Raw genomic sequence first — 15,895 nt, forward strand, 5'->3', positions numbered from 1 at the left:
AGGACTTAGTAATTCACTATTTTTTTAAAATATTGCGACTTAAATTTAGTGAAAAATCTAAATGAAAGTCAATCGGAAAGATCTCTGTTCTCCCCTATTTTATGCCTGATTAAATTGCTCTTCCTAATTTGTAATCTAATTTAGATCTAAATAATAATAAAAATGATGATAATTGTCATTTGATATATTTAAATAGAGGCAATCTAAAAGATACAAGACTTTTTATTTCTCTTTTTATCTTCACTATCAAGTCTAATGCAGAATTTTGGATAAAGATAAAAATTAAGCTAAATTTTCACTTGTTTTTGTTAGGCTTCCTAATTATATTTGAAAAATAAAATAATTCTTTTAACTCAGATTCTGAACTATTTATGAATTTACAGAACCTTATAATAACAGACAAAGAACAGATCGCTCTAAATGACGTATTTCTAGATGAAATCAGTAAAAAAAACATAAATCAGCTTATAAAAGAGCATATTTATTTTGATGAATTAAATAAATATGGACTGCCTGTAAATAATAAAATTTTATTACATGGCAATTCAGGTTGTGGAAAAACAATGACAGCTAAAGCTATTGCAAAAGAATTAGATAAAAATATTTTAATACTCAACTTAAGTAATATAGTATGCTCACGTATAGGAGAAACATCTCAAAATATTAAACAAATTTTTGATAAAGCCAGTCGAGATCATGCTATTTTATTCTTAGATGAATTTGATCAAATTGGAAAAGCAAGAGGAAATGATGATAAAGACGTAGGTGAAATGAGAAGATTAGTAAATACCATTATACAACTTATAGATTATTTTCCAAATAAAGCTTTATTAATATGTGCCACAAATCATCCTGAAATTATTGATATCGCTTTATTAAGACGTTTTCAATTACAAATTAATTTCAAAATACCTCAAAAAGAAATCTTAGATCAATATTATGATACTCTTTTATCAAAATTTCCTGAAAATTGTCAAAACATAGAACGTAAATATGACATATCCTTTGCTGAAGCTAAAGATTACATATATACCGTTATAAAATCAATAATAATTGCATCCTTGGAAAAAAACAAGAAATAAATCTTATGGAAGAAAAAATTATACAAAATATAAAAATTATAGAAGAACGTATAAATAATGCTTGTAAAAAAAGTAATAGAAATCCAAATGAAATAAAATTACTATTAGCAACTAAAACCGTTTCCGCTGAACGCATCAAAATAGCCTTAAATAATGGAAACAAATTAATAGCGGAAAACAAAGTACAAGAATTAAAAGAAAAATATGAATTATTAAAAGAAATTCCTCATACAAATCATTTTATAGGACATTTACAAACCAATAAAATAAAAGAGATTTTAAAATATGATGTTTCTTGTATTCAATCTCTTGATCGTTTGGATTTGGCAGAAAAATTACATCAAAGATTACAATTTGAAAATAAAACAATAGAAGTTTTAATACAAATAAATACCTCCAATGAAAATAGCAAATTTGGTATAGCGCCTGATGAAGTTTTTCATTTTATACAAAAAATAGCCCAGTTTAGTACCCTAAAAATAAAAGGTCTTATGACAATAGGATTATTTAGTAATGAAAAAGATAAGATACGTGAATGTTTTCGATTACTAAAAAATATTCAAGAAAAAATAATAGCTCTTGATATTCCAAATGTAGAAATGCAAGAACTTTCAATGGGCATGAGTGGAGATTTAGAAATTGCAATAGCAGAGGGAGCAACGATCATAAGAGTTGGTACTGCAATATTTGGACAAAGAATTTATCCTGATAGTTATTATTGGGATGAAAATAAAATTTAATTTTTTAGATGTAAGGAAAAATTAACAGACACTTCAAAATAATATTTTAAACCCAGATTCCGTATTAAACTTTCTTATAAAACAAAATTTTCAATAAATTCAACTGCTTACGGAAAATTTTATAAGAAAAAATAGGAACTATTTTCATACTTAAAGGGAAGCAAGTGCTTAAATTGTAATGAATAACCTGAAATAAATTGGCTTCGGCAATTCATTTTCTTCGAGTATAATAGGGAATTTGGGTTAAATGTATTGTCAGGAATACTAACAAATAATAAAAAAACTAATAATTCTTATTTTTGTAGTATAATGATTTATTAATTGTATATCCATCTTGAAAGGTTATAATCACTCATTAACTCATTACTCTCTCATTAATATATTTAAAACAAATCATTTAAATTATACTTTTTAAAAAATTGAATTCATCAAAATGATGAATAATTTCATTAGCCAAAGACAAATCTTGTAATTTAGAATTAATACTATTATAACCCACACAATAAATTCCTGCTGCATGAGCCGCTCGAACCCCATTAGTACTATCTTCAATAATAATACAGTTTTCTTTAGGAGCTATTGAAAGTGAAGCAGCATGTAAAAATATAGCGGGATCTGGTTTTGATTTTGGAAAATCTTCTCCACTTACTTTATGTGTAAAATATTGATTTAAATCAAACCGATTAAATACCCGATTTATCGTACTTTTTGAAGCAGATGAAGCTAAAATGAGTTGAATATCTTCAGCATGCAATTTTTTAATCAAATCCAATACACCTTCAATTAATTCTAAATCAGGTTTCGTATCAAAAGCCTCATTAAAAAGTGCCCTCTTTCTCAATATAAGTGCCTCCACCTCTTCTTTTAAATTAAAATTTTCTTTTAATTTTTGAAAAACATTTCGTGTAGAATTACCAGTAAAAGAAGTATACATAATCTCAGGAACCGTTATAGACAACTCTTTAAAATGTTCATAATAAGCATACTTATGAACAGGTTCTGTATCTACAATAACCCCATCCATATCAAAAATGACAGTTTTAATCATAAAATTTAATTTTAAACCCAAAGATACAAAGGCTTTTTATATTTAAAATTAAACCTTTTTAAATATCTTTAGTCTTATACTGAAAGCCTAACTATCTTGCAAGACGAAATTCTTTTTTTAGCAGAACTTTTAAATTCTAAAACTCAAAATGAAGCTTTTAGGAAGTTAATTCGTATGTATCAAAAACCATTGTATTATCATATACGAAATATAGTAATAGATCATGATGACACAGACGATATTTTGCAAAATACATTTATAAAAGTATTTCAAAATCTTCAAAATTTTAAAGGGGAAAGCAAACTTTATTCATGGATCTATCGTATTGCTACAAATGAAGCTATCAGTTTTTTAAATAGTAAAGCCAAGAAAAAAGGTTTATCTAATGACGAATTAAAAGCAAAAATGATACAAAAATTAGAAGCCGATATTTATTTTGATGGAAACGAAATTCAACTAAAATTACAAAGAGCCATAGCTTCACTACCGGAAAAACAACAACAAGTATTTAAAATGAAATATTTTGAAGAATTAAAATATGAAGAAATTAGTCAAATATTAAAAACTTCTGTGGGAGGATTAAAAGCCTCCTACTTTCATGCTGTCAAAAAAATTGAAGATTTTTTAAACTCAAATTAAACCTTTCCTTCTCAATGATGTCCTATTAATATGAATCAAATTAATATAAATACAGACCCTAAAATTAATGCTGGTTATCAAGTACCTGATGATTATTTTTTAAATTTTGAAGATCGTCTAATGTCAAAAATAAACCAGAAAACAAAAACAGCTAAAGTATTTTCTATTGGACAGAAAAAAAACATTTGGATATATGGAGTTGCTGCCGTAATAGTTCTATCTATTTTTACTTGGATTTATTTTTATCAAACGAATACTTCTACCTTGGTCTCTACACAAGAATATTTAGCATATTCAGACGATATAATGACTGAAGATTTAGTTGATTATTTAACAAATGAAGATTTAACAGATTTAGAAAAGGAACTTACTTCTATAGATCATCAAACGTCTATTTATTTGAATGAATACTTATAACTAATTATTAAAATACTATGAAAAAAATAATTATACTCTTTATATTTCTATCATTTCAACTTAGTTCTGGACAAGAAAAAACAGAAAAGATAGAGAAAATAAAAGCATTACGTATCGCTTTTATATCTGATAAATTAGAATTAACTCCTGAAGAAGCTGAAAAATTTTGGCCTGTATTTAATCAATTTGATAGTAAACATTTTGAACTTCAAAGACAAAAAAAGAAACTAATGCAAGAACTAAATGTTAATGAAGTTACTTCTTTATCTGATAAAGAAGTGCAAAATTTAATGGATCAAGAAGAAAAAATAGAAACTGAAATTAGACAAAATAAACGATCATTAGTTAAAAGTTTACAAGGAGTTATTCCAAATCAAAAAATTATTAAATTAAGACAAATAGAGATAGAATTTAAACAAAAATTACTTAATCAAATAAAAAAAAGAAAATTTGAAAAATAAATTAGTTTAGGCTTAAAATCAAATTAATTCATTTTTTATTATTTTTTAATAATAAATGAAATCTAAAATTTCCTCTAAACGAAATCATTATAAAAAATAAATAGTACAAATTATTCATCATTTTTTTAAAAATCTATTCCAAAATAAGTAAATAATGTATATTTGGATCCAAATAAGAAACAAATGATTACAACTGAAAAATCTACAACATTAGAACAATATTTTTTAAAATTTAGAGAAAATATTGTAGGAATTAATCAAGAATTTGATTCACCTTTTGGAAGAAAAAAAATCATTTACACAGATTGGACTGCCTCAGGGAGGTTATACAGACCAATTGAGGAAAAAATATTAAACGATTTTGGTCCTTTTGTGGCAAATACTCATACTGAAACGACTGTATCTGGGACAGCTATGACCATGGCTTATCATCAAGCTCGAAAAATTATTAAAAACCATGTAAATGCTGACGAAAATGATGTTTTAATTACAGATGGTACAGGTATGACGGGAGTAGTTAATAAATTTCAAAGAATTCTCGGTTTAAGAATATCTGAGAACTTAAAAAGTTATACTAATATCCCCAAAGAATTAAAACCCATTGTATTTATTTCTCACATGGAGCATCACTCTAATCAAACCTCTTGGTTAGAAACTATTGCCGATGTAGTAATAATTCCAGCCAATGAAGAAGGTCTTTTTTGTTTAGAAAATTTTAAAAAAATAATAGCGCAATATAGCGATAGAAGCTTTAAAATAGCATCTATCACATCTTGTTCGAATGTTACAGGCATTAAAACGCCTTACCATGAAGTAGCAAAAATCATGCACCAAAATGGAGGTGTATGCTTTGTAGATTTTGCTTGCTCAGGACCTTATGTAACAATTAATATACATCCTGAAGATCCTGAAGCCTATTTAGATGCCATTTTCTTTTCTCCCCATAAATTTTTAGGAGGGCCAGGAACTTCTGGAGTGCTCATCTTTAATAAAAATTTATACAAAAATAACGTGCCTGATTGCCCAGGAGGAGGTACTGTATCATGGACCAATCCTTGGGGAGAACATAAATATATTGACAATATAGAAGATCGTGAAGATGGTGGTACTCCTGGTTTTCTTCAAGTTATAAAAACAGCATTAGCCATTCAGTTAAAAGAAAAAATGGGTGTAGCAAATATTTTAAAACGTGAAAAAGAAATTGTTGATTACATATTTAATGAATTAAAAAAAGAACCGAATTTAACGATATTATCCGAACAACATCAAAACCGATTAGGCGTTATTTCATTTTATATAGATAATTTACATTATAATTTAGGTGTTAAGATATTAAATGATCGTTTTGGTATTCAAACTCGTGGTGGATGTAGTTGTGCAGGTACTTATGGTCATTATTTATTACATGTTGATCAAGACAAATCAAATGCTATCACTTGTAATATAGATTCTGGTGATTTAACTGTTAAACCTGGATGGATACGAATGTCTATACACCCTACTACAACTAATCATGAAATTGAATTAGTTTGCAAAGCCATCTGTTCCTTAGCTCAAAATCATCAAGAATGGTCTAATGATTATTTATACAACACTAAAACCAATGAATATACTCATAAAAATGCACAATCTATTGATAATTTAATTAAACATTGGTTCGACATTTAAGTCAATACAAAATAGAGATTAACTTAATATTTCCTTCGAATCGAAGAGCCAATAATAAATACAATCACTGAAGATCTATGAAAAAAGGAAACTTAGTGAGGTGAACCTGTGTTGAGCTCTTCGATAAAATCAGAGTTTGTTTCCTGATTATGACTATATTCCATTTTATTTATAATACGAAATTTTGTTTTTTTTAAAACAAACTATTTTAGCTAAGTAAACAAGGAATATATTAATTTATTTTTAAAAAAGTTTTTTGTGCTTCCTTATATCCTATTGAAAAAATTTCATCCATTTTTAATTTATTAGTCTCAAAAGTACCAAATTTAGACAATTCTTCTGGCTGAATTAGCCAATTACAATTTGTAAATTTATGTGCACTAGAATTAGCAAAAAGTAAATCAAAAGCGCGAGCTGTTACAGATCTAATAGAAGTAAGATTCTTGGATTGTATTTTTTGTATAGGGCTTACATAAACACCTATACAATAATGACATCTTCCTTGTAATAAATCTGTTGGAAAATGATTTAAAATTCCGCCATCACTATACAAATTTCCTTCAAATTCATAGGGAGAAAAAACACCAGGAAAAGATGATGAAGCCAAAATAGCATCTACTACACGTGTTTCTTCATCAAAAATCTTTAGTTCCCCTTTTACTAAATCGGTTGCAGTTATATGAATTTGAATAGGCAAATCTCCTATTTTCAAATCTTTAAAAATTTTATAAAAATAAGGCTCGAAAGCATTTCCATCTATTAAACCTGCTTTAGAAAATGTGAAATGCCTCCAATGGAAAAAATAAATAGATCTAAAAAATTCTAAAATTTCAAGAGGTGATTTACCTACTGCATATAAAGCTGCTATAATAGCTCCTACACTCGTCCCTGAAATAATTTTAGGATTTATTTTGTTTTCATTTAAAAAATGTAATACTCCCGCATGAGCTAAACCTTTACTTCCTCCACCAGAAAGCACTATTCCTATATTATCTAATTTCATTTTTATAAAAAACGGTAAAAAAATTATTTTATTTTAGCGCCCTTTTACCTTCATAACAAAATCTAGTACCTAGATATTTATTGATAAAAGGAAAAATATTGTTTACAATATTTTTCCTTAAAAATAACAATTTATTTTTTATTCAATAACAAACCCAACTTGTACGTTTACTACTACAGCTATTTCACCTATTGCTAAAATTTCTTTGTTCCCTGAATCACCCAAAGCCTCTCGCATTCCAGCTGATTTATACATCATAGGTTGTTGAGGATAATAACTTGATGAATTATCAGTTACTAAAAGCAGTTTTCCTACTTTTTGTCCTAAAACAGATACAAAATCTTCTGCTTTTTGTTTAGCATTTAACATTGCTTTTTTACGAGCTTCTTTTTCTAATTCTTCCAATTTTGAAGTTTTAAAATCTACACCTCTTATATTCGTTATACCTGTATCGGTAATTCCTAACATAAAATCATTATATTTCTTAATATCTTTTAATAAGATGCTAATGGTCTGACTAGCGTAAAAATTATACTTCTTTTTTTCATAATCATAATTTTTATTAAGATTTACATCTGTTGTTTGATAATCAGAAGCTGGAATATTATACTCTTTTATATATTGAATGAGTTTATGTATTATATCATCATTCATTTTTTTTGCAGTGGTTGCATCTTTTGCTGTATTTTCAACTCCTAAAGTAATTAAACATTGATCTGGAATTACTTTTACTTTTCCTTCTCCAGAAACACTCACTTGTGGAATTTGTTGTTTTAATTCTTGTGCTTGCATTATAAAAGACATTAAAAAGAATAAGGATGTGATTAATTTTTTCATTGATATATAATTTTAATTCTACATTTATTTTTTAGAAATGTTACAAAATGTATGCCATTATATTTTTTTTATCTTAGTTAAGAAAAAAAGTATTATTATAGGAATAAGTAATAAAATAATCATTTTAAAACTACTAATTAAAATAGTCGGGTTTATTAATATTGTAGAGACTAAACCTCCTAATGCTCCTCCAAAATGTGCTTCATGCCCTATATTATCATTTTGAGCTTTTATTCCATAAATAGAATATAACAAATATCCTATACCAAATATATAGGCTGAAATTGGAATTGGAATTAAAAAAAGATATAAATTCATTTCAGGATTCAACAAAATAGCAGCATATAATATACCTACTACTGCACCAGAAGCTCCTCTTGCTCTATAACTGTAATCATTTTTATGATAAACCATAGATAAAAAACTTCCTGATAATAAACTAACTAAGTAAATAATTAAAAACAGATAGGAACCAAAATTATAAATTACAATGTCTGCAAACATATATAAAGTGAACATATTAAAAAATAAATGTCCCCAATCACCATGCAAAAAACCTGATGTTAACATTCTTATTTGTTCTCCTGAACGAATTTTTCTTACATTAAATTCATATTGATTAGAAAAATTGTAATCTGTAAAACCTTTATAACTTACAAAAACTGTAATTCCTATTAGTGCTAATAATACTAAATTCATTGCCTCCTTTTTTTACGAGCAATATACTACATTTTAGACGAACAGTATGCAATGAAATTCTTTATTAAATAAATTTAATGAGTTATATTTGCCTTAAAATATTAAAATGCAATTAGTCGTTTATATACTAGTATACCCTATAATTTGGTTCATATCAATACTTCCTTTTAAATTATTATATATTTTATCTGATAGTGTTTATTTTATTATTTATTATATAGTAGGCTATAGAAAAAAAACGGTACGTCATAACTTAATGATTGCGTTTCCTAATTTATCTTCAAAAGAACGATTGTCTATAGAAAAAAAATCATATAGGCATCTTTGTGATATGTTTCTAGAAATGATAAAAACACTAAGTATTTCAGAAAAAGAAATGGATAAAAGGTATCAGTTTACCAATTTAGAAATTTATAATAAATTGGAAATGCAACAAAAAAGTGTCATTATCATGTTAGCTCATTATGCAAGTTATGAATGGATAATAGCCATGAATAAATATATTAAGTTTGAAGGTTTTGGTGTATATAAAAAAATTAAAAATCGTTATTTTGATAAGTTAGTAAAAAAAATTCGTTCTAAATTTAATGCAACATTAATTAGTACAAAAGAAACCTCTAAAGTTATAGAAAAGAATAACCATAATAATATTTTATCAGTATATGCTTTTATTAGTGATCAAACACCTAAGCCTTCAAGTAATATGCATTGGTATCAATTTATGGGAAAAGAAACGCCTATACATGTTGGAGCGGAGCTATTAGCTAAACGTTTTGACATGAGCTTAATATTTTTGAAAGTAAAAAAGATAAAAAGAGGTTTTTATCAAGCTACTTTTGAGATTTTAGCAGATGAAGTAAAATCTATTCCTAATTTTCAAATTTCGGAAAAGTTTATTCAAAAAGTAGAACAACAAATTTATGAGGCTCCTGAGTATTATATGTGGACTCATAAGAGATGGAAACATACTCGATAAGTAATAAAGAAGTTTTTAAAAAATTCAAATTCAACATATAATCTGTCACTTTCAAGAAAGGTGAAGTCGTATTATCAGTATCTTATCATTTCGCCCTGTGAACGAAATGATAAGATTGTGACTCTTAGGAGATCCTTCTTTCTATATATTTTATTATTTAAGAGGAATATTTTGTAAGATCTCTAAAACAAATTTCCAATATTTTTGAGCAGAAGAAATACTAGCTCTTTCATCAGGACTATGTGCTCCTTTAATTGTAGGTCCAAAAGAAATCATATCCATACCTGGATAATTAGTTCCTAAAATACCACATTCTAAACCTGCATGACAAGCTACTACATGTGGTTTTAAACCATTTTGTTTTTCATATATAGAGGTTAATACATCTAATATTTCGGAATTAACATTTGGTGTCCATCCTGGATACGAGCCTGAAAAATGAACTTCGCAACCAAATAATTCGAAAGCTGAGCGCAACGCATTAGCTAAATCAAATTTAGAACTTTCTACTGAAGAACGGGTTAAATTTTGAATAGATATTTGTCCTTCTTTTACAATTACTCTGGCAATATTATTTGATGTTTCTACTAAATCAAGCATATCAGGGCTCATACGATATACTCCATTGTGAGCTGTATAAATAGCACGTAACAAACCTTCTTGTACTCCTAAATCCATTACATTGGCTGGCAAATCTGACTTTTCAATCATAATTTGCAGATTAGGTTCCATTGTTTTATACTCTGCTTTGATATCATTTATTACCTCTTGCATATCAAAAACAAAAGCTTCATCATACATTCCAGCAATAATAACTTTAGCTACACTCTCGCGTGGAATTGCATTTCGTAAACTTCCGCCATTGATTTCTGCAACTTGAAGACCAAAATTTTCAAAACCATCAAATAATAAACGGTTCATAATCTTATTGGCATTACCTAAGCCTTTATGGATATCCATTCCTGAATGTCCTCCTTGTAATCCTTTTACAGTAATAACATAACCTACTGAACCTGCAGGTGTTTCTTCCTCATTATACGTACGTTCAGCTGTTACATCTACTCCCCCTGCACATCCTATATCAATTTCATCATCTTCTTCTGTATCTAGATTTAAAAGGATTTGACCAGATAATAATCCTCCTTTTAGCCCTAAAGCTCCTGTCATTCCCGTTTCTTCGTCAATTGTAAATAAAGCCTCAATAGCAGGATGTATAATATCTGTACTTTCAAGTATTGCCATAATCGTTGCTACACCTAAACCATTATCTGCTCCAAGTGTGGTTCCTTTAGCTCGAACCCAATCACCATCAACATACATTTCAATACCTTGTGTATCAAAATCAAAAACAGTATCATTGTTTTTTTGACAAACCATATCTAAATGCGATTGCATTACAATGGTTTTTCTATCTTCCATTCCTACAGTAGCAGGTTTTTTAATAATGACATTACCTACTTCATCTTTTATTGTCTCTAGACCTAATTTTTGTCCAAATTCCATCATAAAAGCAATCACTCGTTCTTCTTTTTTAGACGGGCGAGGCACCGAGTTTAGATCGGCAAACTTGTTCCAAAGAGCTTTGGGTTCAAGGTTTCTTATTTCTTGACTCATTTTGTTAGAATAATTTTAAAGTGTCAAATTTACAAATAATGGTTTTTCTATGATATAAAAAGATTATAATTTATAAACTTCATTTCATCATATAGAATAACCTTAAAATATATTATTTTTATGCTTTACTTATTTTATTTTTAAATATTAATCTTTTTCTCAAAAAACTAATAATTCAAAAGTTTTTTTAATTCTATTTCAAAACGCATTTTCGGCAAATATTGATCTTCTAATGATTTCATAAAAGGAATAGCAGTTTCTAAACTACCGACTCTACAAACAGGGGCATCTAAAAACTCAAAGCAATTTTCCATAATGAATGCCGAAATATCACTAGCTATACCTCCAAAAAGTGTATCTTCTTGTAGTACAATGGCTCTATTCGTTTTCTTTACAGATTTATAAATTGATACTACATCTAATGGCTGGAGTGTTCTCAAATCGATTAGATCAGCTGATATGTTTGGATTATCATTCAAAGTTTCTAAAGCCCAATGTACACCGGCTCCAAAAGTGATGATAGTAACGCTATTTCCTTCCTTTATAAGCGAAGCTTTACCAAATGGTAGTGTGTAATAATCTTTTGGTACATTCTGATAAATGGAACGATAAAGCATTTTATGTTCAAAAAAGACAACGGGATTAGGATCATTAATAGCCGTATTCAATAAACCCTTTGCATCATAAGGAAATGCTGGATAAACGACTTTTAAACCAGGTGTTTTAGTAAACCATGCTTCATTAGTTTGAGAGTGAAAGGGGCCTGCTTGTGTACCACCGCCACAAGGCATACGAACTACTACATCCGATTTTTCACCCCAACGATAATGTTGTTTGGCAAACAAATTAACAATAGGATTAAAACCTGTAGAAACAAAATCAGCAAATTGCATTTCTACAACCGCTTTGTAGCCATTAATAGATAATCCGTTTGCAGCTGAAAGAATTATACTTTCACAAATAGGTGTATTCCTTACCCTCTCTTTTCCAAATTCCGTAACAAATCCTTCTGTAATTTTAAAAGCTCCTCCATATTCAGCTATATCTTGTCCCATAAGAACTAAATTAGAGTGTTTTTGCATAGACTGTCTTAATGATTCTGAAATAGCGTCTATAAAACGAATATTCTCTACTTCTGTACTGGGATCTATTTTTTCAAAATTATAAGGAGCGTATACATCTTTTAATTCTTCTTCTAAATTGGCTATAATAGCCGGTTCTTCTTGTACTTTTAGCCAATTTAAATCGATTTCTTCTTTAATTTCTTTATGAATTAAATCATCTTCTTCATCTGAAAGTACCATTGTAATTTTCAAATATCTCCTATAATTTTCAATCGGATCTTTTTCTGCCCAGTTTTTAATTAATTCTTCAGGTACATATTTCGTACCGCTTGCTTCCTCATGCCCTCGCATTCTAAAAGTTTTACATTCTATTAAAACAGGTCTAGGAGAATTAATCATTGATTCTTTTAAGTCGGATATTAAATTATAAATTTCAAGAATATTATTCCCGTCTATTATATAACTTTCCATTCCGTAAGCTTTACCTCTATCTGCTAAATTTTCACATTTATATTGCTCATTTGTAGGAGTAGAAAGACCATATCCGTTATTTTCTATAATAAAAAAAACAGGTAAATTCCAAACGGATGCTACATTTAAAGCCTCATGAAAATCACCTTCTGAAGTAGCGCCTTCTCCAGTAAATACTGCTGTAACTTTATTATTTTTAGATAGTTTATTAGCTAATGCAATACCATCAGCTACTCCCATTTGTGGTCCTAAATGAGAAATCATACCTATTATTTTATACTCTTGAGTTCCAAAATGAAATGATCTATCTCTACCTTTTGTAAAACCATTTATCTTTCCTTGCCATTGCGAAAAAAGTTTTTCTAATGGTATATTTCTAGCTGTAAAGACACCTAAATTACGATGCATTGGCAATATGTATTCATCATCATTAAGAGCAGCTGTAACACCTACTGCTATCGCTTCTTGACCAATACCAGAAAACCATTTTGATACTTTTCCTTGACGGATTAAAATCAACATTTTTTCTTCTACTAATCGAGGTTTCAAAAGCTTTTTATAAAGAGCTAATAAAGCTTTGTTTGTTAAATCTTTTCTTTCAAAATTCATAATTAATTCAGTTAGCTATATCAAAAATAGAGATTAAAATTTCAGTAAAACTGACAAAAGTTAGTTTTTTTATAATTGTTAATAACTTTTATTGAAGAATAAAACATTTTATCTCTACATTTGTTCTATCAAGGTATTATACCAATTGAAGTTATTAACAAAAACTAAGACAATGCAAAAAATTCCTAGTGTTGACTTACGTGATTTCCTATCGGATGACCCGGTACGTAAACAAAAATTTGTAAATGAAATCGGAAAAGCCTACGAAGAAATTGGTTTCGTAGCATTAAAAGGTCACTTTTTAGATGACAAATTAGTTGAAAATTTGTACAGTGAAGTACGTAACTTCTTCAGTTTACCATTAGAAGTGAAATCAAAGTATGAAATCCCTGGTATTGGAGGACAAAGAGGATATGTATCTTTTGGAAAAGAGCATGCTAAAGGTCGTTCTGCTGGTGACTTAAAAGAATTTTGGCACTTTGGTCAGTACGTATCAGAAGGTTCTAAATGGGCTGGAGAATACCCTGACAATGTAATGGTAAATGAATTACCTAAATTTAATGAAGTAGGTAAAGAAGCTTTTCAAATGTTAGAAAAAACAGGTGTTTACGTGTTGAGAGCTCTAGCATTATATGTAGGTTTAGACGAATTGTATTTTGATAATTTTATCAAAGACGGGAATTCAATTTTACGACCTATACATTATCCACCTATTACAGATGAGCCTAAAGATGGTGCAGTACGTGCAGCAGCTCATGGTGATATTAACTTAATCACATTGTTAATGGGAGCTCAAGGTAAAGGGTTACAAGTACAAAATCATGCAGGCGAATGGATTGATGCTATAGCACAAGATGATGAATTAATGATTAATGTAGGCGATATGTTATCCCGTCATACTAATAATAAGTTAAAATCAACTATTCATCAAGTGGTAAATCCTCCAAGAGAATTATGGGGAACTTCACGTTTTTCAATTCCTTTCTTCATGCACCCTGTAAGCAACATGTCTTTAAATTGTTTACCAGAATGTATAGATGAAAAGAATCCTAAATTATTTGAAGATATTACAGCTGGCGAATATCTAAATGAGCGTTTAGTTGAATTAGGATTATTAAAAAAATAATTTAACCATTAAATATTTAAAATTGAGAGTTAAGGATTTTAATTAATTTTTAATTCTCAATTTTTGATTTTCATCAAAATGGATTTACAAGATCAATTACAAAAACTTTTCCCTGATCATACACCTTCTAATGATCCTATTGAAGAAGAAAAATCACATGAGCTCTTCGTTCAAAAAGAACCTATGATTTGCAAATATGAAAGAAGAAAAGGAAAGCCCATCACCATCATAGCAGGCTATGAAGGTGAAGATGAAGATTTTAAACTTTTAGCTAAAGAAATAAAAAATAAATTAGCAGTTGGAGGAAGTTTTAAAGAGGGAGAAATCATTATTCAAGGAGATTATCGTGATAAAATCATGAATATTTTAAAGGATAAAGGTTTTAAAGTTAAACGTGTTGGAGGTTAAATTTAACTCTAAAAAAATCAAAATTAACTTTTAAACGTTTTGTTTATCAATTCTACCATTTAGAACAATCAGAGCCTCAAAATTAAATTGATTAACTAAAGGAGATAAAATAATTAGATTCTTTTAAACAAACTCTTTCATTTAATAATTTTAAATTTATGATTAAAAATTCAGAACTTATATTAAACCCTGATGGTAGTGTTTATCATCTTAACTTAAAACCGTCAGATATTGCAAAAGATATTATTATAGTTGGTGACCAATACCGTGTTGAAAAGATCACAAAACATTTTGATTCAATTGAGTTTTCAACACAAAAAAGAGAATTCAAAACTCAAACAGGAATCTATAAAGGTAAACGTATTACTGTATTATCTACAGGAATTGGCCCTGATAATATTGATATCGTAATGAATGAACTAGATGCTTTGGTAAATATTGATCTAGAAACAAGAAAAATTAAAGAAAATTTAACTTCTCTAAACATCATTCGTATTGGAACTTCTGGTTCTTTACAAGCAGATATACCTGTTGATAGTTTTGTTTTATCTAAATACGGACTAGGCTTAGACAATATGCTACGCTCCTATTTAATTGATCACATTACTGAAAACGAAATAGAAGAAGCTTTTATTTCCCAAACAAATTGGGATATGCGTAAAGGAAAACCTTACGTTATTGCAGGAAGCGAAACGTTAGAAAAACGTTTGGAAAGTGATAAAATTTTTAAAGGTTTTACAGGAACAGCAGGCGGTTTTTATGGTCCTCAAGGACGTGTCTTACGTTTAAACATTCAAGATCCACTATTAAATAGCAAAATGGATTCTTTTAATTTTAACGGAACCCGCATGACCAATCTTGAAATGGAAACCTCTGCTATTTATGGTTTAGGAAAACTTTTAGGTCATAATTGTTTATCTCTAAATGCTGTAATTGCAAATCGAGCTAACGGTACTTTTAGTGAAGATCCTTATAAAGCTGTAGACGCACTCATCATATACACACTTGATAAATTAGTTGAATAACTATTATC

The 15,895-nt window shown here is 28.4% G+C and carries 16 protein-coding genes; 10 read left to right on the forward strand and 6 right to left on the reverse strand.

Going from position 1 to position 15,895, the window contains the following annotated elements; all coding sequences use genetic code 11:
• Positions 1-371: 371 nt before the first annotated feature.
• Positions 372-1,082 (forward strand): AAA family ATPase, encoded by a 711-nt coding sequence (locus NAB20_RS11350; RefSeq protein WP_105197056.1) that lies wholly within the window; start codon positions 372-374, stop codon positions 1,080-1,082.
• Between the two features lie 5 nt (positions 1,083-1,087).
• Positions 1,088-1,822, forward strand: a complete 735-nt coding sequence (locus tag NAB20_RS11355) for a YggS family pyridoxal phosphate-dependent enzyme (protein WP_127823053.1) — start codon at positions 1,088-1,090, stop codon at positions 1,820-1,822.
• 397 nt (positions 1,823-2,219) lie between these two features.
• On the opposite strand, the gene NAB20_RS11360 is transcribed toward NAB20_RS11355, so the two are convergent.
• Positions 2,220-2,870, reverse strand: a complete 651-nt coding sequence (locus tag NAB20_RS11360) for an HAD family phosphatase (RefSeq protein ID WP_088394373.1) — start codon at positions 2,868-2,870, stop codon at positions 2,220-2,222.
• A 96-nt stretch (positions 2,871-2,966) separates the two neighbouring features.
• Here NAB20_RS11360 and NAB20_RS11365 point away from each other — a divergent pair, with 96 nt between their 5' ends.
• The 4 genes from NAB20_RS11365 to NAB20_RS11380 all read left to right on the forward strand — a co-directional run bounded on the left by NAB20_RS11365 (position 2,967) and on the right by NAB20_RS11380 (position 6,055).
• Positions 2,967-3,509: an RNA polymerase sigma factor gene (locus NAB20_RS11365; protein ID WP_235877889.1), complete on the forward strand. Its 543-nt coding sequence runs from the start codon at positions 2,967-2,969 to the stop codon at positions 3,507-3,509.
• Between the two features lie 30 nt (positions 3,510-3,539).
• On the forward strand, positions 3,540-3,926 hold the full coding sequence (locus tag NAB20_RS11370) for a hypothetical protein (RefSeq protein WP_375605157.1): 387 nt from the start codon (positions 3,540-3,542) through the stop codon (positions 3,924-3,926).
• A gap of 17 nt (positions 3,927-3,943) precedes the next feature.
• The gene (locus NAB20_RS11375; protein ID WP_375605158.1) at positions 3,944-4,387 is read left to right on the forward strand and encodes a sensor of ECF-type sigma factor; all 444 of its coding nucleotides are present in this window, start codon (positions 3,944-3,946) and stop codon (positions 4,385-4,387) included.
• 183 nt (positions 4,388-4,570) lie between these two features.
• Positions 4,571-6,055 (forward strand): aminotransferase class V-fold PLP-dependent enzyme, encoded by a 1,485-nt coding sequence (locus tag NAB20_RS11380; protein WP_105197061.1) that lies wholly within the window; start codon positions 4,571-4,573, stop codon positions 6,053-6,055.
• 232 nt (positions 6,056-6,287) lie between these two features.
• Here NAB20_RS11380 and NAB20_RS11385 read toward each other — a convergent pair whose 3' ends face one another.
• From NAB20_RS11385 to NAB20_RS11395, 3 genes are all read right to left on the reverse strand, one after another.
• A complete protein-coding gene (locus NAB20_RS11385) occupies positions 6,288-7,058 on the reverse strand; it encodes a patatin-like phospholipase family protein (RefSeq protein WP_105197062.1) in 771 nt (256 codons plus the stop codon).
• Positions 7,059-7,196: 138 nt separating this feature from the next.
• Entirely contained in the window at positions 7,197-7,895 is a 699-nt protein-coding gene (locus NAB20_RS11390; RefSeq protein WP_105197063.1) for an SIMPL domain-containing protein, read from the reverse strand.
• 57 nt (positions 7,896-7,952) lie between these two features.
• Positions 7,953-8,594, reverse strand: a complete 642-nt coding sequence (locus NAB20_RS11395) for a rhomboid family intramembrane serine protease (RefSeq protein WP_105197064.1) — start codon at positions 8,592-8,594, stop codon at positions 7,953-7,955.
• A 106-nt stretch (positions 8,595-8,700) separates the two neighbouring features.
• Between NAB20_RS11395 and NAB20_RS11400 the strand changes: the two genes are divergently transcribed.
• A complete protein-coding gene (locus NAB20_RS11400) occupies positions 8,701-9,570 on the forward strand; it encodes a lysophospholipid acyltransferase family protein (protein WP_105197065.1) in 870 nt (289 codons plus the stop codon).
• Positions 9,571-9,723: 153 nt separating this feature from the next.
• Here NAB20_RS11400 and NAB20_RS11405 read toward each other — a convergent pair whose 3' ends face one another.
• On the reverse strand, positions 9,724-11,184 hold the full coding sequence (locus tag NAB20_RS11405) for an aminoacyl-histidine dipeptidase (protein ID WP_105197066.1): 1,461 nt from the start codon (positions 11,182-11,184) through the stop codon (positions 9,724-9,726).
• Between the two features lie 167 nt (positions 11,185-11,351).
• Complete coding sequence (locus tag NAB20_RS11410) at positions 11,352-13,328, reverse strand: thiamine pyrophosphate-dependent enzyme (protein ID WP_375605159.1); 1,977 nt, start codon at positions 13,326-13,328, stop codon at positions 11,352-11,354.
• Between the two features lie 172 nt (positions 13,329-13,500).
• On the opposite strand from NAB20_RS11410, the gene NAB20_RS11415 reads away from it, so the two are divergent.
• From NAB20_RS11415 to NAB20_RS11425, 3 genes are all read left to right on the forward strand, one after another.
• A complete protein-coding gene (locus NAB20_RS11415) occupies positions 13,501-14,454 on the forward strand; it encodes an isopenicillin N synthase family oxygenase (RefSeq protein ID WP_105197068.1) in 954 nt (317 codons plus the stop codon).
• 78 nt (positions 14,455-14,532) lie between these two features.
• Positions 14,533-14,862: a translation initiation factor gene (locus NAB20_RS11420; RefSeq protein WP_105197069.1), complete on the forward strand. Its 330-nt coding sequence runs from the start codon at positions 14,533-14,535 to the stop codon at positions 14,860-14,862.
• Between the two features lie 158 nt (positions 14,863-15,020).
• Positions 15,021-15,887, forward strand: a complete 867-nt coding sequence (locus tag NAB20_RS11425) for a nucleoside phosphorylase (protein WP_105197070.1) — start codon at positions 15,021-15,023, stop codon at positions 15,885-15,887.
• Positions 15,888-15,895: the final 8 nt, after the last annotated feature.

This window comes from Flavobacterium davisii, assembly GCF_042182265.1.
Lineage (GTDB): Bacteria > Bacteroidota > Bacteroidia > Flavobacteriales > Flavobacteriaceae > Flavobacterium > Flavobacterium davisii.